Below are 19,957 nucleotides of genomic sequence, written 5' to 3'. Positions count from 1 at the left end.
CACACCAAGCCGTGAGCGAATATTCATTCTGGCAGTGTCGCGCTTCAGCTTGGTAAGCTGTGCCGCTTATACCATAGTATTACCATATGGTATACATGGAATTTTTATGAGTTTTCGTGCGTGTGTTAGAGTCTCAGGCGGTTGGCTTTACCGGTGATCTAAGATTCACTAGCCCCCTTAAAAAGAATAACTCAGTCCTGCACTCAGTAAATGGGCTTTATTTTGATTGTCGGCAAACGTGTATTGATAATCAAGAGTGCCGTGTAGTTTATCGCTGACGAGTACCGTTAAGCCAACAGCTAATTCTAAAGAATCTTTGCTCGCATCACGACCCTCTACACGAAACGTTTCACCGCTTTGTAACGTGGCGATGGTGTTTTCTCCCTGTGCGGAGAAATTATGAAACCAATCCGCTCGAAAGCTAGGTATTAATAACCCATTGCCCAGTTCACAGGTGTGACTAATTTCAAAGCCAAGTGAACTGACCAATGATTCAGCACCTTTTGAGTGGATTGTAAGGGAAGCGGATTGTGCGCCATGTTCTGTAAAGCGATCTTCATCGAGGTTGATATACTCAAACCCTGCCCGTGGCTCTAGGGTCCAAGTATCAAACTGCTGTTGATAACCACCGCCAATAAAGGCTGAGTAATAGATTGAATCATGATCGCTGGTGGCTGTTCTGCCTAAAAATGGGATAGTGCGATCGCTTTCAGAATCAGCAATTCCGATGCCTAAAATTGATTGCAGGTAGAACGCCCCGTTTGACTGTGGTGACCATGTACCGTAGAGGTGGCCATCGTAAACAGAGGTCGTTGCGTCGCTGGTCGTTGCTTTTTCGTTTACATCAAAATCGGTGTAAGAGGTTGCGATTCCGAGCTGTAATCCTGATTCAAATTGTTTATCGAAGCCCAGCATAATACCGGCATATTGTGCTTTAAAATCGCCGCTAGTCCTCTCCTTGTTGTAATGGGTATTGCCGCCGAAACCGGAGACCCACAAGGGAGATTGACGCTCTGCATCATCTCGTTTTATTTTGTTTTGTAAGAATGTTGATCTGGTTTTGATGTTCTCTAGCAGTGCTGTGGTAACAGAGTTGTGGAAATAGGGTGAAAAATCGTCGACTGCCTGTCTGATCTCGGCACGATCCATCACGTCCATGAGGTTGAGAGTCTCTGCCATATCTCCACTTGCCGTCGGTCGAGTTCGATCAAATGCACTGGCGATGCTCTGTTGTGGGCTTTCACTTATCGATAGGTAACTATTGCGCGCTAGGGTAAAGCTGCTGGGATTTAGACTCGATGCCGAGGTTTGCAGAATACTGCTTGAAAAGTTATTCAACGTTGCAAAGTTACCCGTAAATCCGTCCGCATCGATGAATTGATAGGTTCCCGGGGTAAGATAACCGATGGGGATGAGTGAAAGTGAGCCGTCGAGATGTGCTGCCCCGCTCACCACCAGTTGATCGGTGCCACCGTCACCAAATTCTATCTGTAGGTCAGAACTACTGCTTTGGGTGAGATTTCCGCTAATAGTTAGTGTGCCAATCGAATTACCCGGGGCAATAATGCCATAATTGGTGACATCGCCAACAAAGGAACCATTCCCTGCTAGGGTGCCATAATTCTCCATACTGCCTTCGATCATAGCACTTGCCCCTAAGCTTAGCGTGCCTGCCGTAACCGTATGGTTCCAATTGCCAAGTATTTCATCATTGTAGGTAAAATAGAAATCGGGGTCAGGTCTATAGCTACCATCACTGGCATAGTTACGACCAAAGGTGATATTGGCCGGATGATCAGGGTCGGTGTTGATAATATTGCCAACGATCTCGGAGCCCGTTTGAATGTGCAGTGATGTATGTAGCCAGTACCCCCGGGTTGCCCATGGATTGTCGACTCGAATGGCTATTGCGCCATCGCTAGCAAGGGTGGTTCCAGAGTGGAAAATGGAGTTGTAATAACCAAAAAGTAAAATACCAACAGAACCATCCCCCTTAGCGCTCAGAGTTGCTTCACTCTCTATAAATATCTGGTTAGATATACCAAACGAGTAGAGTGCGTGGGAGTAGTTGGCTTCGGCTGACAGTGTGCCATTCACCCTGATTTTGTTTTCCTCGCCCCATACTTGAAGTGTGTTGGATTGCTCTTTTGTGGTTTTTAACTCACCATTTTGCTCAATGAAATTATTGTTACCATTGACGTACATACCGTAGGTGTAGCTGTGGCTTGTTTCGAAGTTATCTGTGTTGGTGATACTTCGATCGTTGCTGTAATATGTGGGGCCTAAACTATCGTAGTACTCATCGTTTATCTCCCAGCCCATATCACGGTACATATCAAGCAGTAGTTTGTTCGGAGTTCTAGGGAAACCTAAGGAATAACCCCTCCATGACATTAAATCTCCAGAAGTACCTGGATGGGCAAGTGTACTACCTGCTTTGTATTCATCTACAAATGTTTGTATCGGGACAGGGCCGCCATAGGTCGCGTTGGCAGCAGCTCCTGTCCAAAAAACTGTGCCTAGTTCACCTGTGGTGGCAATCGTAGCGGAATCTGCGTCAACATCATTCAATAATGAATCCCACTTTGTGATTCCATCTGGGTAATTACCATCACTGTTGTTGACATTCATAATACCCATGGCGTGGAGGATCTCATGGGTTACCGTTGCTTGGAAGTCGTACTGTTTGTGGCCCGGAGCCTCAGGGCCGAAGTGTAGAGGAACGGATGTGAACATGATGATCACATCGTCGACACTACCGAGAATACTGTTTGTCGGAATATTATCACGCAGGAGAAACTCTCCTGTTGAGACTATGTTTTTACCCGCTTGATCGGTAATTAAGGTGCCGAGTGACATCCCGAGATAGGCCCCTTTTTCTAAACTAAACGCAATTTGCATTTTTCTGCTTGGGCTGTTTGAGTCAAAGGTCTGTTCCAGTGTTTGTAGGCTTCTGGTGATGGCATCTTTGTGATCTTGGGTCCACTCTTCGGTTCCTGTGACTGTTTCACGATAATTCTCAGTGTAACCACTATCACTCTCTGTTGCTCCGACAACGTAAGCGCTTTCACCCGGGGCGAGAAGTTGAGCTTCAAAGTTTCCGACAGTAATTGTTTCATAACAGAGGGCTGGGGTGGCCAGAATTAAGCTGGCAAGAACGAGGTATAATATGACTTTGCGCATTGGGATCCTCTATGGATTTAGTTTTGATAGTGATACTGAATGGCATCATTTGGCACAATCTGCCCGGCAAAAACCTCTAACCATTCATTTCTCTTTAATAAGTTTGTATTGGTCGATTCATGTCTGTCATGGCACGTGTTTTAGGTTGTAAAATTAAGTCGTTTTTTGGCTGTGAGTTATTTGTCAATATTGACCATATCTAGGAATTTTGTCAAATAATACGCGATTAGCAGGAGTTGAATAGCAACGACTGAATGTGCATCCACTGTTAACACCTGCCGGTTCGTTAGTTCTTTATCAATTCTGTTGACCACGAAGTCTCTCTCAAAAAAACTGCCCCGCCAAAGCGTCCCAATAGTATCCCATGTGACAAACGCCTTTATCGCGTTATAATGCACTGGTGACATATTTAAACTTCATACAGCGCCACAGGGAGGTCAGCATGGGCAAAATAAAAAAAATCAGCGCCATTATCGGCTTTATTTTGATCGTTGGAATCGTAGGTGGTGCAATATTAGTCAAAGTACTTATCACCCCCGAGCGGGTAAGGGCTACCGTCATCCCTCTGGCAGAACAACAACTAGGTCGCAGTGTTGCCCTTGATTCCATCGATATCAGCCTGTTTTCCGGCATCGTACTGGAAGGATTGCGCATAAAAGAGCAGGACAGCCAACAGGATTTTATCAGTGCGGAGCGTGCGCTGCTACGCTATCGTTTGTGGCCGCTGTTGCGTCTGCAGATTGAGGTGGATGAAATCACCCTGCAACAGCCGCAGATAAGCATCGTGCGGCACCGCGATGGCACCTTTAACTTTTCGGACCTGCTTGCAATTACCGATCAGCCGACCACTTCACCAGTTCCCGCACCTGCACCGACAACGGAACCCTCTGCGGCGCAAACCGGTGCCGCTGTGGCAGCTATTAACCTGAGCATTGCGGATCTTTCCCTTAAAGATGGACAGCTGCGCTTTATCGATAACGCTGTTGCCGCGCCGCTCTCGCATGAATACGAGATAAACCAACTCCAGATCAACGCACGCGCCCTAGCATTACGCCAACCATTCCCGGTTAAACTTTCATGCAACATCAATGGTGCGCCTCTCGCTCTGAGTGGGGAGCTCGATCTCATGCAGAAGTCCGTGAATGCCGACCTCTCCCTGAACAATCTCGATATCGCGGCTTTTTCACCCTACTTTGCGACCGCGCTTCCCGGCGTGCTGCGCAGTCTTGCTCTCAGCACCAAACTACAGCTAAACGCTGCTCCGACCCATATCACCTCCAGCGGTAATCTGTCCTTGGAGAATATTTCCCTTACCCTAGACGCGCTGGCCGATGCCCCTATAGCGGATGCCAAATTCAAACTTGACTATGCGGCACAATTCAAGCCCGACACCGCGCAGTTGCACTTGAGCAAGGGGGATATGGACTATAATGGGGTCAAGATGAAGCTCAGTGGGGCAATCCGAGCACTGGATACGGACCCCACTGTGGAGCTTGAGCTTGTGGCGCAGAATATGTCTATGGCTGCTGCCCTTGCGGCGCTTCCCCCCGCACTGACTGCGGGCGTTGCACAAAGTAAACCCAGTGGCGCAGTGAGTCTCCATGCCTCTCTTAATGGACTGCTCTCCGAAGGTGCCGCCGTTTTGCGCCGCGCACAGCTGAAACTTGACGACCTGCAGGCCGATGCAGCAGGTTTTCGCCCACACCTAAACGGTCAGTTTATCCTCGAAAAAGATCGCCTGTACAGCGAGGATCTAACCCTGAAAATCGGTGACGATGTGGCCCAGATGGAGATTACGGCGCTCAACCTGTTTGCTATCCCGATTGTGATGACACACACACTGCGCGCGGAACACTTTGATCTCGACGCCATCTTAGCTGCCGCGGCGACCCCTGCCGTGGCTACTGCAAAGGCAACACAACCGCAGCAGGAGAAATCCCCGCGTGCAGCCGTCCCTGAAGAGCTCGGCCCTTTTGCTATCCCCCTGACTCTTGATGGCAGCATTAACGTTGGTACGGCCCTGTATCAGGGGATTCCCGTAACAGATTTGAGTATGCTGTATCGCTTACAGGACAACGTCCTCGACATCTCCTCTTTAAGCGGCGTCATCAGTGAGGGAACCTTCTCGCAGAGCGCGCGCGTTGATCTGCGTCAGAAGGGTTTGAGCTACACCGGCAAAACGAGCCTGAAGGGAGTACAGCTCGATCCACTGGTTACTGCCCTGGATCCCACTTCTGCCCAAACTCTGTTCGGTGCGTTGACTCTTGATCTGAACTTCAATGGCCGCGGTACCCTGCCGGATAAGCTCAAGCAGAACCTCAACTCCACGGGGAATATGGAGGTGACAAAAGCACGCATCAGCGGAACCCAACTAACGCAGAAGCTGGCCGAGTTTCTGAGCCTTGCCCAGTTGCGCGATCTCCGCTTCGATCTCTGTACCGCTGCTTTCGATCTCCGAAAGGGTAAAGCACAGGTGGAGGGCAATTTTTCCGGAACCAACCTGCGCGCACTGCCCAAGGGCGCTATTGGCTTGGATGAGAGTCTGAATTTGGCTCTGAATGCACGTCTGTCGCCAAAGCTGGCCCAAGAGCTGGATCGTAAAGGGAGCATCGCCGGATACCTTACCGATGCCGATGGCTGGGCCCTTTTGCCTCTGAAAGTCAAAGGAACTTTTTCCGCACCGCGCATCAGCCTAGACGAAGCCGCCTTGCAGCAACAGGTGACGCAAGAGGCGGTAGATAATCTGAAACAGCGACTGCTGGATAAAATCGCCCCGGTGCAGAAACCTGCAGAGGGAAGTACCACAGAACAGAACGACCAACCCGCACAGAACGACCCCACACGCCAATTGATTGATGATGCGTTCAGAGGTATTTTTGGAAAATAGCCCAGCTAGGAGCCTGTCGGACTTTTTGTAGTAAATTCCTAGAAAGTCCGACAGACCCCTAGGGACAGTCCCGATTTTGCTACAGGTCTGGTGTCACAGTTGACTTTGTGAGTCATCTGAGGTTCACTAACACCCCTATGAGCACACAAAGTCTACCTATCGATTCAATCATCCCCGAACTGTGCAACCAACTCGCTGCGCACAGCTGCCTTGTTTTGCAAGCTGAACCTGGCGCAGGTAAAACTACCCGCGTACCGCTGGCACTGCTTGATCAACCTTGGTTGGCAGGGAAAAAAATCCTGCTACTAGAGCCGCGTCGCCTTGCAGCGATGAATGCGGCTCGTTTTATGAGCCAATCACTCGGTGAAACGGTGGGGAAGACGGTTGGCTATACCATTCGCCATGAACGGTGTGTGAGTGCCAACACCCGTATTGAGGTGATCACCGAGGGGGTGTTGACGCGCCGCTTGCAGTCTGATCCGACGTTGGAGGGGGTGGGGCTGGTCATTTTTGATGAGTTTCATGAGCGAAATTTACACAGTGATTTGGGCTTGGCGTTAACGTTTGATGCCCAACAGGGGTTACGTGATGATCTAAAACTGCTGGTGATGTCGGCGACCTTGGATTGTGACGCGATTGCTGGTTTATTGTTGGATTGCCCCGTGCTCCATTGTGAAGGGCGCAGTTACCCCGTTGAAACGGTTTACCTTGGCGATGACACCACCCCGCTGGCGCGTAAGGTGCTGAAGGCGGTTGTGCAAGCCGTGGCTGAGGCGCAGGGGGATCTGTTGGTGTTCCTCCCCGGGGCGCGAGAGATCCGCAATTGCCAACGGTTGTTGCAAGAGCGCTATCGTGATGATGAATTGCTGGTGACACCTCTTTATGGTGCGCTGCCGTTTCAACAACAACAGAATGCCTTACAGCCAAACAAGATACGCAAAGTGGTGTTGGCGACCAATATCGCTGAAACGAGTTTGACCATTGCTGGTATCGGTGTGGTGATCGATTCAGGGCTGGAGCGGCGCTTGCTTTTTGATCCTGCCAGTGGCATGGATGGCTTGGTGACCAGAAATATCTCCGCTGCCAGTGCGATTCAGCGTGCTGGTCGTGCGGGGCGTGTTAAAGCGGGACACTGTTATCGACTGTGGAGTGAAGCAACGCACAGCGGCTTGCTCCCTTATGCGCCTGCTGAGATCAGTTGTTGTGACCTAACAGGGCTGGTGCTGGAACTGGCATTGTGGGGCCTGACCGATGTGGAACAGTTGGTGTGGTTAGATCGACCACCACAGGCACACTTGTCGGCGGCAACACGATTACTCACCTTACTCGGGGCGTTGGATTCACAAGGGCGGATCACCTCGCGCGGTAAGCAGATGACGGCGTTGCCTCTTCATCCGCGCTTGGCAGCGATGGTGGTGTGTGCACGGACACTGGACGAGAAAATGCTCGCCTGCGAGATCGCTATTCTCCTTGAGGAACCTGATTTTCTACCTGCTGGAGGGCAACAAAACAGTACTGATAGTGACGTGGTGGATCGGCTTGAATATTGGCACCACGCACGACGGGCTAAGCGTTCTGAACGCAGTATCGCTCAGTGTGAACGCAGCTTGACGACATTGTTGCGGCGTTTAAAGATTAAGCCACAGCATGAGTTTGATTGTGATGTCGAAACCGTTGGTGAGTTACTGTTGGCGGCATTTCCTGATCGTGTCGCCCAACGGCGCGGTGATAGCCTTAATCAGTATCAGTTGCGTAGTGGCGCGGGCGCGCAGTTGTCATTTCGCAGTCAGCTTGCCCCGGCACCGTGGTTGGTGGTGGCTCGAATTCAAGTGCAAACGGATGGTGAGGCAGTGATTCACCTCGGTTCGGCCTTGACGCGTGATCAAATTATAAATCACTTTGCCGATCAAGTTGATTGGCAAGATGAGGTGTTTTGGCACGATGGTGAGCAACGGGTTGTCGGGCGTCAGTGTCGCCGCTTGGGGGCGTTGATTCTCGTTCAACGACCACAGCGGTTGGATAAGGCGATGGCGCTGCCGATTGTGATCCATCAAATTAAACGGATCGGTTTAGATCGCCTACGCTGGAGTGAGGCCAGTCGTCAATGGTTGCAGCGGGTTCGGTTTGTTGCCAACCATGCCGGGGTAAGTGATTGGCCCTCATTTGACGATCAACACTTGCTCGATTCTGTTGGGGAATGGTTGGCACCGTGGTTGAGTGGTATCACCACCTTGGCGGCGATCCGTAAGGTGGATCTATTTGAAGCATTACGCAGCCGCTTAAATTGGAGTCAGCAACAACAGTTGGATCACCTTGCGCCGTTACGCACCAAGGTGCCGAGTGGTTCCAATGTGAGTATTGATTACACCGACTGTGATCAACCGGTGTTAGCCGTTAAACTACAAGAGCTGTTCGGTTTACAACGCAGTCCGACCATTGCTGGCGGGCGGGTCGCATTAACGGTGCACCTGTTGTCGCCAGCGCGACGGCCCCTGCAGGTGACACGGGATCTGGCCAGTTTCTGGATCAATACCTATCCTGAGGTGAAAAAAGAACTGAAAGGGCGCTACCCGAAACATCCGTGGCCTGATGATCCTTTGGTTGCTGTGGCCCAGCGTGGCTTGAAAAAGCGGCCAATGTGATGTTGGCAATGCGCTGACGAAAGTCATGGTGACGAAAAAAATCTTGGAACTTTGGTGGGTTTGGTTATACACTGCTGGCGTTTATTCGTTTAAATAATCTATTCATAACAATAAGGAGTCTATGATGGCAACAGCAGAAGCACGGCACATTCTCGTAGCAAGTGAAGAAAAATGCGAAGAGTTGAAATCACAAATTGAAGCAGGAGCAACTGATTTTGTTAGTTGCGCTAAAAAGTTTTCTCAATGCCCATCAGGTAAGCAAGGTGGTGATTTAGGTTCTTTTGGCCCCGGTCAAATGGTTAAAGAGTTTGATGAAGTGGTTTTTAGTGGTGAAATAGGTAAGGTGCTTGGTCCTGTTAAAACTCAGTTCGGTTACCACTTAATTGAGGTAACAAAGCGTTCATAATCATTTTCGATGTTTGTTGAAATAAATAGCGGCTTAGGAGTTCAAACTCCTAAGCCGCTTTTTTATTGTTCTATGTTGCTGTTGGTAAACGAATTACTTTTTACCGTTACTCCAGATTTTACCCAACCATGATGTTTGAACCCATGTTTTTTTCAACCCTTGTTTGAGTAAGAATGGGGAATACTTTTTATCTTCAACCATAATGTGGTTGGTGATCCATTTACGCAAGAAAAACAGCAATTCAGGTGTCACCAGGCGCTCGCCAGTTTGAACTTTAAGGTTGATCTCGAAAACCTGGTTACGCAATTCCTCATGGTGAACACAGTGTGCATCGTATTCAGGGTACTCAAAAATCCGAAATAGGCACTCCTCAACAGCAAAATGAACCACGGTATATTGAAACAGTTCGGCCATGATCTCTTGTGAAGCTTTGAATTGATCTTCACCGCCTGTCATCGCATCATAAAGTCGATTGATGAGAGTAACGAGTTGTTTGTGCTGCTCATCAATCTCCTGAATTCCAACACTGATTTTATCTGACCATTCGATAAAGTTCATCATGTTTTTCTCCTGCAGAAAAGGAAAATTAGTATTTGTATTTGTAAATTAAGGTGGTTGCGAGGCTATCATCTCAGATAGTTGCCGTCAAGTGTTAGGCGTAATTAAGGTGGGGGGATGTAAAAAAGCTACGTGCGAACACGTAGCTTTTAAATAGTTCAACTTGAAGTTTTAGCCGTGCGATGTGTGCTTATTGAGTTTGCTTTGAATGTTGTTCGACAAATGTTCGGATTTTATCCTCAGAGAGTAATATTCCAGATAAAATATCGTCACCTATCTTGAGTGCTGGAAACATACGGATGCCAGCGCTCCACGTTTTTTTTATGTGCGTGGTGACTTCAATGGTTTCCAGGGTGATTTCGGGGTGGTCATTTAAGACATTCTGCACCTTACTCACGGCAAGGATACAGCGCGGTCATACGGCTGATTTGTAGAATTCGATGGTCATGATATCCCCCTTGTTACTGTTGCTGTATGACGATTTGGCTGAACTCCTCAATAATTGGAAGTTGCTCCTCAATGGCGAAAATAGCTTTATCTACGAAAGGTTGGTGAATGAGTTCACTTGGCGCACGGTAGTTGCGTAACGCAAAGGTATCTTTTTCATAGAAGATGGTAGCAAGTTCAGCACTAAGTCGTATTAAGTGGGCCACTTGAGAGTTACTACCAGTATAATGGACATTCCTCAATTGTGCGAGAGGGGCACTGATGTTTTTTGGCAGTTTCCAACTTTTTACCAGCAGAGCACCAGCTTGATAGTGATCGATGCGAAAAACATACTGTGTTTTTTTTGCCAAGGGGATGTTGTTTTCTTTGAGTAATTCATTCATCTGTTTTGGGAATGTTTGTACCAGTGCTAACAGGCCGATATTATGGAGTAGGCCAGTGGTGTAGAGGGGGGACAACTCAACCTTTTGCCGTAAATTTGGCCCCATCTCCTGAGCAAGTTTAGCGGTGACAATGGCACTAAACCAATGACGATGAGGATCAAAATTTGGTACGATTTTGGTGTTTAAACGATCAGTAAGAAAAAAAGCGAGAGTTAAACTGCGTGTGAGCGAAAGGCCTAATACACGAATGACGGCTTCACGGACATTATCAATGGGGCGGCGCTGGCCAAAAAATGCGGAATTGGCGACTTGGAGTAAGCGAACTGCGACTGTTGGGCTGTATTCAATAAGATCAACCAGCAACATCAGGTTGGCTTGGTCGTCGCCAATGATCTGAAGTATCTCACCAAATTGCTCTGGTGGTGCAGGAATTTTTCGAATGTCGCGAATGCTGGTGGCGATAACAGAACTCATAGATCCTCTACCGTGTTCCGCAGGATTAAATACATAGCTCGACTCATTAATGCGTATGTGACAGTGTGCATACTGCCTTGCTAATGTAAATAATTTTATCATTAGCGTGGAGACTATACTAACATATGTTGGCAACATCGTAGAGTCTTTTTGTTGTTTATCCGTGTTATTACATGATTGCTGAGCAAGTGACGAGAATGTTTCGCTGTTGCGTAGTTATTGTGTTGATGATGGTTTGTGCTCTGAACCATTGTCAGGTAAGGTGTGGATATGTTTCTTATTTGCGCAGGAGTTCTCTATGCGATGCAACCTCATTGTGAATGCCGATGATCTCGGTTGGGCAACCGGCCGCGACCGAGGGATTTTTGAAAGTATTGAACACGGGATTGTCACCAGCGTTTCGTTGTTAGCCAATGGTGCAACGTTTGATGAGGTTGTGTTTGAGTTGGCTCGTCATCAGGTTGGCGTTGGCGTCCATCTTAATTTAGCGGATGGCTGTGCATTGACAGGGCCGATCCGTGGTCTGACCGATGAACTGGGAAATTTTCAGGGTAAAGAGCGTTCACGGCAAGTGTTTGCTGCACAATGTTTTGACCTCGATGCGGTATATCTTGAACTAGTTGCTCAAGTAGAAAAGATTATTGATGCTGGCGTTGAGATTGATCATATCGATTCACATCAGCACATGTTTCTTTTCCCAGCCCTAACTCCCTTAATGGTGAAGTTGTGCCAGCAGTTTCGAATTCAAGCCGTACGCTTGTCCGTTCCACTTGAATGTGAGGAAAATGATTCTGACTGCGCTGTGGGCAGCGAGTTGAAATTATATCGTAAATTGAGCCATGGATTTGAACAGTGTGTTCGCCGCGCTAAATTATTCAGTCCCGACGGTTTGTGGGGGATGGCACTGGTAAATCGTTTGAAAGAATCATCATTATTGACATTAATAGATGAGATGCCAACAGGCTGTTATGAATTGATGGTTCACCCTGGTTATAAAGATGCTGGTCTCCCTTTTTGTGGTATTGAGAGAACGTATGAACTGGATGCGCTTACCTCTATTGCTGTACGTCAACGGATCGAACAGCGCGAGATTAAATTGACAACATTTGGAGTAGCACAGTGCGTATCTTAATCTGTTCACCAGAACACAATAAGGCCACGGGTAATTGGGTTACCGCAAGTCGTTATTGCCATGGGCTTGAATCTTACGGTCATCTGGTGAGCCTGTGTCATGTTTCCCCTAGTGGGCTATCTTCTGCGGATGAGTCTTTAGCGGCACTGGTTGATAGTGTTAAGCCTGATCTGTTGGTGTTGCTCCATGCCTACCGCCTTGGCAAACTATGGTTACGACAGCGGAAACAGATTAACTGCCCTGTTGTTGTTATGCTCAGTGGTACTGATATCAACGAAGGCTTGCAGCAACCTGAGCAAGCCACTGTCATTGAAGAGGTGTTACATCAAGCGGATGGTTTGATGGCCCATAATGCGTTGATGATTGAAGCACTGCGTCGTCAATATCCTGAAGTTGCCGCCTGTCTCCATTATTTACCTGCGGCCATCCAATTAGGTACGGAGGGGTATCCGTTACGACAGCGGATTGATTGTTCGGATGATACCGTGTTGTTCTTGTGCCCAGCAAGCATTCGGCCCGTGAAGGGTGTGCTTCATCTGATTGAGTTGTTTGATTGCTTGGCGCGCGAGCTGCAAAATTGGCAGCTGGTTTTTTGTGGCCCCGAACTCGATGATAGTTATGGTCAACACTTTCATCGCGCTGTCGATGAACGTTCTTGGGTTCATTATCTTGGTGTGATCCCGCCTGATTCAATGGCTGCTGCGATGGAGGAAGCTGATGTTGTTGTCAATAATTCAAAATCTGAAGGGTTGCCCAATGCACTGATTGAAGCCTCGGTATTGGGTAAACCGATTTTGGCGAGTGATATCGTCGGCAATCGTCCCATCGTTGATCAAGGTGTGAATGGGTTTTTGTATCGCGATCAGCAACAGTTTTGTCAGTTTTGTACTGAATTGATTCTCAATCAACCATTACGCGACTCATTGAGTCAATCACGTGCGGATCGTTACCATCTCGACCACGAGAGCCGTGAATTGGATCGAATTTGTCGTGAAGTGTATGACAGTGCTTACTGACGGTAATTATTAAAAGTGTATCCGTGAGTGGCGATGATTAGCTATAATCACGTGTTGAGTTAAACGCACTACTTTAAATTGCGAAAAAAGGAGATGTTGTGGCCGTTATCGATTGGACTCGACCTGAGCTTATTTGGTTCTTAATTGGCTTGGTATTATTACTAGTAGAATTTTCAGCACCAGGATTGGTTGTTTTTTTCTTTGGTCTCGGTGCGTGGTTTGTTGCCGCAACCTGTGCTTTTGTCCCATTAGAGCTTAATGGTCAGTTGGGATTATTTTTATTGGTCTCTGTTCTTTTGTTGTTGTTCTTACGCAAGCGTTTACAGCAGATTTTTGGTGGACGTCGTGACGCTGTTATTGAGGAGGACGTGAGCCAATTTAATGGACAGCATGGTCGATTAACTGAAGCGGTACGTGATGGTGAACGTGGCCGGATGGAGATCAATGGCACCAGTTGGCAGGTTGAATCAGAGACGCCAATTGCTGCGGGGACCTTAGTTGAAGTGGTGGGTAAAAACAGTATTACCCTTAAAGTACGCTTAATAGAAGATGGAGAATCATAATGGATTTTGGAACAATAATTTTAATTGGTGGTATTTTCTTTGTGTTAGCCGTATTTTCGCGTTCCTTGCTTGTTGTGCCTCAGCGTTCAGCGTCTATTGTTGAGCGACTGGGTAAATATGCGGGGACTCTTGAGGCTGGGTTTCATATCCTTATCCCTTTCCTTGACCGGGTGGCATACAAACATTCGCTGAAAGAGTTGGCGATTGATGTCCCTTCGCAAACCTGTATTACCAAGGATAATATTTCAGTAGAGGTGGATGGTATTCTTTATTTGCAGGTTGTTGATGCGAAGAAGGCCTCTTACGGGATTACTAACTACCAGTTTGCTTCGATTCAACTCGCGCAAACCACCATGCGTAGTGTTATCGGTAAAATGGAGCTTGACAAGACTTTCGAGGAGCGTGACTCGATGAACGGCGCAATTGTCAGTGCCGTCGATACCGCCTCTGATCCTTGGGGTGTAAAAGTGACCCGTTACGAAGTTAAGAATATTGTTCCGCCGCAGTCGATTAAAGAATCGATGGAGAAGCAGATGAAGGCCGAGCGGGAAAAAAGAGCCGTTATTGCTGAATCTGAAGGTGAAAAACAGGCTAAGATCAATAGTGCTCAGGGTGACCGACAGCAGATGATCGAGCGCTCTGAAGGTGAGAAGCAAAAGCGGATCAATGAAGCCGAAGGCCTCGCGACAGAGATTGTCAAGATTGCCGATGCAACAGGTGCGGGTATCCGGACAATTGCGGATGCCATCAACCAGCAAGGTGGTTCCGATGCGGTTAATTTACGTATCGCTGAACAGTATATTCAACAGTTTGGTAATTTAGCCAAAGAGGGCAATACTCTGATCATTCCAAGTAACTTGACAGATATTGCTGGGGTGGTTGGTGCCGCTAAAACAGCCCTCGATAAGCTGAGTAGCCCGAAATAAGTTTGACTGCTGCGTTGTTCATGACCGTGGTTAGTTTAAAGCGCGCATCCTTAATTGGCTGCGCGTTTTTTTTTACTTGCCATTGTGTCCTCCATTCAGTAAGTATACATTTACTTATTAAGTGGAGGGCACAATGGGCCGACCGAATTTAAAGAAAAAAGTGATTGAAGAGGCAGCAATTGAGTTGTTTGCCACCAAGGGGCTGGCACGTACCGTCATTCGCGATATTGCCCAAGCCGCCAAAGTTACTGAGGGGGCGCTGTATCGTCATTACAAAAGCAAGGATGACCTCGCATGGAGCCTATTTCAAAGAGAGATCAATCGCTTTACTGTTCCGTTTAGTGAGTTGCTCCTTCAACCCGGCTCTGCGAGTCGGCGGCTTGAAGCAGCAGTTCAATTTATTTATGATTACTATCAACAACAGCCGATCCATTTCACCTTTATTCTTCTCACTCAGCATGGTTTTCCTGAAGCAAGCTTGCGCCAACAAACAAATCCAAACGATATAGTTATACGCTTTATCTCTGGGCTGCTGGGTGGGTCGAATGAGCAGGATGCTGTACTGATGGCGGCACTCGTTATGGGCTTGGTGATGCAACCTGTGGTGATGCACCACAACGGACGTTTAATTGAGCATCCTGTTGAGTGTGTGGCTGAAGTCTCTGCGGCAGTGTGTCGTGTCCTCCAAATTTCAGATTCATTGCAAGTTGAAGGAGGTAACGCATGTTAGGAAACCGCACCAAAGGGCAATCCTCGACGTGGATGTTAGTGTTCTGGCTAATTTTCCCAGCTCTGGCAACATGGAGTTCTTTTACCCTGCAATGGTGGCCACAGGTTCTTTATCCGCTGTCGAAAGTTGTATTGGTTGTTGCACCGTTAGTGTTTTGGTGTCGCAACGGCTGGTCGCTCTCATCCCTTTTTAAGCGAGCTGGCGTAGTGCGTACCAATGGTCTCATCGGTGTGGTGAGCGGTGCCGTGTTTGCTGGAATTATTTGGAGTGCTTGGCTCTTTTGTTTTCAGGGACAATTAGATGGTGGTAATATCGCGGTTAAACTTACATCGCTGAATCTGATAGAGCACTATTGGAGCGTGGCGATCTTTATTGTCATGGCAAATAGTTTGCTCGAAGAGTGGTATTGGCGGGGTTTTGTTTATGATCAATTGGTGCAACGCGGTGTTTCGCAGCTGGCGATTGTTGTCCTTGGCGGTGTCGGCTTTGGTCTACATCACTATTTTACATTGATCGCATATTTTACTTTATCTGTCACTCTATTTTTTACCTTTGTAACCATGATTGCTGGTAGCGCATGGACTATGATGCGCCTCAAAGGGGTCTCGTTGATTGATTGCTATGTTAGTCATATTGTTGCTGATTTTGTTTTATTGTTGATTGGTTGGCAGTTACTTGGAGGAACTCATGGACTATGATCAACAGCTTGCCAGCCAGATCAAACAAGGGCGAAGTAATTTTATCGCCATGGCGGTTACTTATTTTTTGGGCGCATTCAACGATAATTTTTTTAAACAGGCTGCTTTACTGTTGGCCGTGAGTGCCGGGCTGAATCAACTTCAAGGCACAGCGACCATTTTGTTTGCGCTACCGTTTATCCTGTTTTCGGCGGGGGCAGGTTGGTTGGCAGATCGTTACAGCAAAAAGCATGTTGTGATTGGTGTCAAACTGCTTGAATTGGTGGCGATGTTAATTGGTGCCTGGGGGATGATTACCCTCAATTGGAATGGTATTTTAGCGATGGTGTTTATTATGGCACTCCAGTCAACGCTATTTGGCCCAGCTATTAACGGTTCAATTCCTGAGTTGTATCCCTATGAATATGTAACAAAAGCCAATGCTCTACTTAAATTAGTGACAACATTGGCTATTTTGATGGGGATCGCTTTTGCTGGTTTTGCTATTGATCAAGGCAATAGTGAAACCCTATACCAAGCAGGACGTACTCTCGTTGCTGGTGTTGTGATAACGGTATCAGCCATTGGTGTGCTGTTTAGTTTTGGGGTAGTGAAACGTCCTGCACAGGGAACAACCGCACCTTTTCCGTGGTTTGGGCCACTTAACTCAGCCAAGGATTTATATCGTCTTCGTCAAGATAAACCGCTGTTTTTAGCCTTGCTCGGTGATGCCTTTTTCTATTTCATGGCCTCGTTGGTTGTTTTAATTATTAATACGTTGGGTATTCAACAACTCCACTACAGTTCCACTGTTACCAGTTTACTGATTGTGGCATTGATGGTGGGCATTTGTGTTGGATCATTTTTAGCGGCAAAATGGACCAATGTTGATCGTTGGACCCATATTTTAGCTCCAGCAAGTTGCGGGTTAGGCTTTGGACTAGTTCTTTGTGGTTTGACTTCGCAACTGCCAGAGGCGTTTCAACTCCCTACACTCATTGTCGCTTTAGTGCTTAGCGGTTGTTGTGGAGGCGTGTTTATTATTCCGCAATCGAGTTTTATTCAGGTTCGCCCCGCTGCGCATGAGCGTGGCAAGGTGATAGCGGTCTCAAATTTTGGCGCATTTACAGGGATATTAATTTCAGGCCAGTTGTTTGCGTGGTTAGATTTAACGACTACACCTGCTGTAGCGATGTGCGTCGGTGGTGTCTTAACTCTTGGCGTGGCATTGGTTTTTAAGGTGATCTTAAAAAAGGAGGCGTGGCGTGTTTAAATCAGCAATTGTTTTCATTGTGAACTGTCTGTTGCGCTTACGATATCGCATCGAAATTAAAGGGCTAGATCGAGTTCATAATTTAGGTGCAGAAGGACTACTGTTTTTACCCAACCATCCTGCTCTCATTGATCCTGTTATCGTAAATTCGGTACTGCAACGATCATTTCAGGTCCGGCCTTTGGTTACTGAAGGGCAAGTAAACCATCCCATCTTACGCTATGTGATGGCGAAGGTTCGGGCCCTCATTATCCCTGATCTAACTCAGGTTGCATACGGCAAAAAGGGTGGACATGATGTTGTTCATGATGCTCTGAATGAGATGTCATGGTGCTTAGAACATGGTGATAATCTGCTCGTTTATCCAGCTGGGCGAATTTACCGTACGGCAGAGGAATCGTTACGGGGCAGTAGTGCTGTGGACCGTTTGGTCAAGACAGCGCCCAATGCGCGAGTGGTGTTAGTGCGAACAACAGGGCTGTGGGGCAGTCAATTTAGCCGCGCACGAGGTAATGCTCCCCATTTCTTTGCTGTGTTGTTGCGTATGCTGCCGTTACTGGTGCTGAATGCACTGTTGTTTATGCCTAAACGTCTGGTGACTGTCGAGTTGGTTGAAGTGCCCGATTTTCCCCGTGAAGGGAGTCGCCAGCAGATTAATCGCTATCTTGAGTTGTTTTACAATGAATCGGTTCAGCCAGCACAGCATATTCCTTATCGGTTTTGGCAGGGGGGGGCGGTTGAGAATCTTCCTGAGCCTGAACTGGTTACTTTCAGTGGCGATGCGAGTCATGTACCCCTCGAAACACGTCGGTTGGTGGAAGATAAGTTGCGGGAGTTAAGTGGAATCACAATGTTGACGGATGAGCTGACCTTAGCGAATGATCTTGGTTTGGACAGTCTGGCGGTGATGGAACTTGTTAGCTGGTTAACGGCTGAATTTGCCGTGGATATTGATAACCTCGAAGCATTGCAGTCCGTATCAGACTGCTTGTTATCCGCTCGTGGTGAAGGACTCGGTCATGTGTCGAAGCCATTAAAGCCGGTTGCGCCGAGCTGGTTTGTTGATGATTGGACAAATGGTGACTTGTTGCTGTTTGAATTGGGCGAAAACTTGGCAACGTTAATTTTACGTCAAGCACGTGCTCATAAGAATAGAGTCATTATTGCCGACCAAAGTGGTGGGTGCCGAACATGGAAAAAACTGATGACAGGAGTGCTCGCATTACGCCCTGCTATCAAAGCGATGCCCGAAAGTTCGGTCGCAATTATGTTGCCAGCCTCGGGAGCTGCTTGTTTGTGTTGGTTGACCTTGGTGTTGTGTGGAAAAAGACCTGTGATGCTTAACTGGACCACTGGTGAACGCAATATGGCTCATGCTTTAGCGCAAACAGGCGCTAAAACAGTACTGACCTCGTCACTGTTAATTGATAAATTAAAAGGGCGTGGGATTCAACTTGATAGCGTGAACGCCAATTGGTTTGTCCTCGAATCTTTTGCCGCTAATCTATCTCCTTGGGCGAAATTTGTTGCTGCCACAAAAGGGCTAATGTTTTGGTGTTTTCTTAGTGATTCAAAAATTCATGACACCGCGGCTGTATTGTTTACCAGTGGCTCTGAATCGTTACCAAAATCAGTAGCGTTAAGTCATGCAAATATTCTAGCCAATATGCGCGATTTGACAACCGTTATCCCGTTGCGCCATCAAGATCGCTTATTAGGTATGTTGCCACCCTTTCATTCGCTCGGACTATCAGGGACATTGGTCATGCCTTTGTGTCTGGGACTTAAAACAGTTTATTACCCTAATCCGACAGATGGTGCTGTGTTGGCTCAACATGTTGAGAACTATCGGGCTAGTGTCGTGATCGGTACGCCGACATTTTTAGCGGGGATGGCGGGAGCTGCGCAACAAGATCAACTGAGTTCGTTGCGCATGATCTTTACTGGCGCGGAAAAATGTCCAAAATCCACCTATGCGCTCCTTGCCCAGCGTTGTCAACAGGCGACGGTATGTGAGGGCTATGGGGTGACGGAATGCTCGCCATTGATTAGTGTCAATCATCCCCAGCAACCGATTCCGGGGACGATTGGTCGTGTGATGCCATCGATGGATTATGTCCTTATCCATGCTGAGACGGGTGATCCTGTTGGGGACGGCGAGGTTGGGATTTTGCTGGTGCGCGGGCCGAATGTTTTCTCAGGTTATTTGGAGCAGGATGTCGATTCACCCTTTGTCCAACATGATGGTTATGATTGGTATAATACCGGTGATTTAGTGCAGGTGAACGAACATGGAGGACTCACATTTTGCGGACGCTTGAAACGATTTGTGAAAATGGGTGGCGAAATGATCTCATTGCCAGCGATAGAAGCGGTGTTATTGGAGGGGGTAGCAGCGCTGATGGATGGTGTGGTTCAGCACGACGGGCCAATGCTGGCAGTGAAAGCCGCCAATCCTGATAGCCAACCTGAAATCGTTTTGTTTAGCGCTGTTGATGTGACGCGCCAACAGGTGAACGAGATGATACGTGGCGCGGGTCTTTCACCGCTACACAATATTCGTAAGGTGATTGCCATCGATTCGATTCCTGTACTAGGCACTGGAAAGACCGATTACCGTCAACTGCGTGAGCTGTTGCAATAGGGCGAGCTAGGTTAAA

At 47.7% G+C, this 19,957-nt stretch carries 14 protein-coding genes; 11 read left to right on the top strand and 3 right to left on the bottom strand.

Translation table 11 applies throughout. The features are described 5' to 3' along the window. Positions 1 to 177: 177 nt before the first annotated feature. Positions 178 to 3,183 (bottom strand): autotransporter outer membrane beta-barrel domain-containing protein, encoded by a 3,006-nt coding sequence (locus ACZ5KY_RS13800; RefSeq protein WP_464244472.1) that lies wholly within the window; start codon positions 3,181 to 3,183, stop codon positions 178 to 180. A 442-nt stretch (positions 3,184 to 3,625) separates the two neighbouring features. On the opposite strand from ACZ5KY_RS13800, the gene ACZ5KY_RS13795 reads away from it, so the two are divergent. From ACZ5KY_RS13795 to ACZ5KY_RS13785, 3 genes are all read left to right on the top strand, one after another. Continuing rightward, on the top strand, positions 3,626 to 6,070 hold the full coding sequence (locus tag ACZ5KY_RS13795; RefSeq protein WP_464244471.1) for a DUF748 domain-containing protein: 2,445 nt from the start codon (positions 3,626 to 3,628) through the stop codon (positions 6,068 to 6,070). Positions 6,071 to 6,207: 137 nt separating this feature from the next. After that, positions 6,208 to 8,712 carry an ATP-dependent helicase HrpB gene (gene hrpB / locus ACZ5KY_RS13790; protein ID WP_464244470.1) on the top strand — a complete coding sequence of 835 codons (2,505 nt, stop codon included), beginning with the start codon at positions 6,208 to 6,210 and terminating at the stop codon, positions 8,710 to 8,712. 121 nt (positions 8,713 to 8,833) lie between these two features. Next, a complete protein-coding gene (locus ACZ5KY_RS13785) occupies positions 8,834 to 9,118 on the top strand; it encodes a peptidylprolyl isomerase (protein ID WP_464244469.1) in 285 nt (94 codons plus the stop codon). A 93-nt stretch (positions 9,119 to 9,211) separates the two neighbouring features. Here the strand turns inward: ACZ5KY_RS13785 and ACZ5KY_RS13780 are convergent, their stop codons facing one another. Together ACZ5KY_RS13780 and ACZ5KY_RS13775 are read right to left on the bottom strand one after the other, a co-directional pair. Then, positions 9,212 to 9,679, bottom strand: a complete 468-nt coding sequence (locus ACZ5KY_RS13780; RefSeq protein WP_464244468.1) for a bacteriohemerythrin — start codon at positions 9,677 to 9,679, stop codon at positions 9,212 to 9,214. Between the two features lie 458 nt (positions 9,680 to 10,137). Further along, positions 10,138 to 10,980: an HDOD domain-containing protein gene (locus ACZ5KY_RS13775; protein WP_464244467.1), complete on the bottom strand. Its 843-nt coding sequence runs from the start codon at positions 10,978 to 10,980 to the stop codon at positions 10,138 to 10,140. Between the two features lie 298 nt (positions 10,981 to 11,278). Here ACZ5KY_RS13775 and ACZ5KY_RS13770 point away from each other — a divergent pair, with 298 nt between their 5' ends. From ACZ5KY_RS13770 to ACZ5KY_RS13735, 8 genes are all read left to right on the top strand, one after another. Next, a complete protein-coding gene (locus ACZ5KY_RS13770) occupies positions 11,279 to 12,112 on the top strand; it encodes a carbohydrate deacetylase (RefSeq protein ID WP_464244466.1) in 834 nt (277 codons plus the stop codon). Then, positions 12,100 to 13,128 carry a glycosyltransferase gene (locus ACZ5KY_RS13765; protein ID WP_464244465.1) on the top strand — a complete coding sequence of 343 codons (1,029 nt, stop codon included), beginning with the start codon at positions 12,100 to 12,102 and terminating at the stop codon, positions 13,126 to 13,128. Before ACZ5KY_RS13770 ends, ACZ5KY_RS13765 begins: the two co-directional genes overlap by 13 nt. A gap of 98 nt (positions 13,129 to 13,226) precedes the next feature. Next, a complete protein-coding gene (locus tag ACZ5KY_RS13760; RefSeq protein WP_464244464.1) occupies positions 13,227 to 13,691 on the top strand; it encodes an NfeD family protein in 465 nt (154 codons plus the stop codon). Beyond that, positions 13,691 to 14,617 carry an SPFH domain-containing protein gene (locus ACZ5KY_RS13755; RefSeq protein WP_464244463.1) on the top strand — a complete coding sequence of 309 codons (927 nt, stop codon included), beginning with the start codon at positions 13,691 to 13,693 and terminating at the stop codon, positions 14,615 to 14,617. The genes ACZ5KY_RS13760 and ACZ5KY_RS13755 overlap by 1 nt, the downstream gene beginning before the upstream one ends. A 133-nt stretch (positions 14,618 to 14,750) precedes the next feature. Next, a complete protein-coding gene (locus ACZ5KY_RS13750) occupies positions 14,751 to 15,347 on the top strand; it encodes a TetR/AcrR family transcriptional regulator (RefSeq protein ID WP_464244462.1) in 597 nt (198 codons plus the stop codon). Continuing rightward, positions 15,341 to 16,045, top strand: a complete 705-nt coding sequence (locus ACZ5KY_RS13745) for a CPBP family intramembrane glutamic endopeptidase (protein WP_464244461.1) — start codon at positions 15,341 to 15,343, stop codon at positions 16,043 to 16,045. Before ACZ5KY_RS13750 ends, ACZ5KY_RS13745 begins: the two co-directional genes overlap by 7 nt. Continuing rightward, positions 16,035 to 17,297 carry an MFS transporter gene (locus ACZ5KY_RS13740; RefSeq protein ID WP_464244460.1) on the top strand — a complete coding sequence of 421 codons (1,263 nt, stop codon included), beginning with the start codon at positions 16,035 to 16,037 and terminating at the stop codon, positions 17,295 to 17,297. The genes ACZ5KY_RS13745 and ACZ5KY_RS13740 overlap by 11 nt, the downstream gene beginning before the upstream one ends. Further along, positions 17,290 to 19,941: an AMP-binding protein gene (locus ACZ5KY_RS13735; protein WP_464244459.1), complete on the top strand. Its 2,652-nt coding sequence runs from the start codon at positions 17,290 to 17,292 to the stop codon at positions 19,939 to 19,941. Before ACZ5KY_RS13740 ends, ACZ5KY_RS13735 begins: the two co-directional genes overlap by 8 nt. Positions 19,942 to 19,957: the final 16 nt, after the last annotated feature.

It is taken from the genome of Desulfuromonas svalbardensis (assembly GCF_055389415.1).
The sequence above is the reverse complement of the archived record's forward strand: the minus strand, read 5'-3'. Positions and strand labels throughout refer to the sequence as shown.

What these genes read in the sequence shown, in the direction of transcription:
- ACZ5KY_RS13795 (WP_464244471.1), top strand. Translation starts at nt 3,626, where the DNA reads ATGGGCAAAATAAAAAAAATCAGCGCCATTATCGGCTTTATTTTGATC.
- ACZ5KY_RS13745 (WP_464244461.1), top strand. Translation starts at nt 15,341, where the DNA reads ATGTTAGGAAACCGCACCAAAGGGCAATCCTCGACGTGGATGTTAGTG.
- ACZ5KY_RS13800 (WP_464244472.1), bottom strand. Translation starts at nt 3,183, where the DNA reads ATGCGCAAAGTCATATTATACCTCGTTCTTGCCAGCTTAATTCTGGCC.
- ACZ5KY_RS13755 (WP_464244463.1), top strand. Translation starts at nt 13,691, where the DNA reads ATGGATTTTGGAACAATAATTTTAATTGGTGGTATTTTCTTTGTGTTA.
- ACZ5KY_RS13750 (WP_464244462.1), top strand. Translation starts at nt 14,751, where the DNA reads ATGGGCCGACCGAATTTAAAGAAAAAAGTGATTGAAGAGGCAGCAATT.
- hrpB (WP_464244470.1), top strand. Translation starts at nt 6,208, where the DNA reads ATGAGCACACAAAGTCTACCTATCGATTCAATCATCCCCGAACTGTGC.
- ACZ5KY_RS13785 (WP_464244469.1), top strand. Translation starts at nt 8,834, where the DNA reads ATGATGGCAACAGCAGAAGCACGGCACATTCTCGTAGCAAGTGAAGAA.
- ACZ5KY_RS13770 (WP_464244466.1), top strand. Translation starts at nt 11,279, where the DNA reads ATGCGATGCAACCTCATTGTGAATGCCGATGATCTCGGTTGGGCAACC.
- ACZ5KY_RS13775 (WP_464244467.1), bottom strand. Translation starts at nt 10,980, where the DNA reads ATGAGTTCTGTTATCGCCACCAGCATTCGCGACATTCGAAAAATTCCT.
- ACZ5KY_RS13780 (WP_464244468.1), bottom strand. Translation starts at nt 9,679, where the DNA reads ATGATGAACTTTATCGAATGGTCAGATAAAATCAGTGTTGGAATTCAG.
- ACZ5KY_RS13740 (WP_464244460.1), top strand. Translation starts at nt 16,035, where the DNA reads ATGGACTATGATCAACAGCTTGCCAGCCAGATCAAACAAGGGCGAAGT.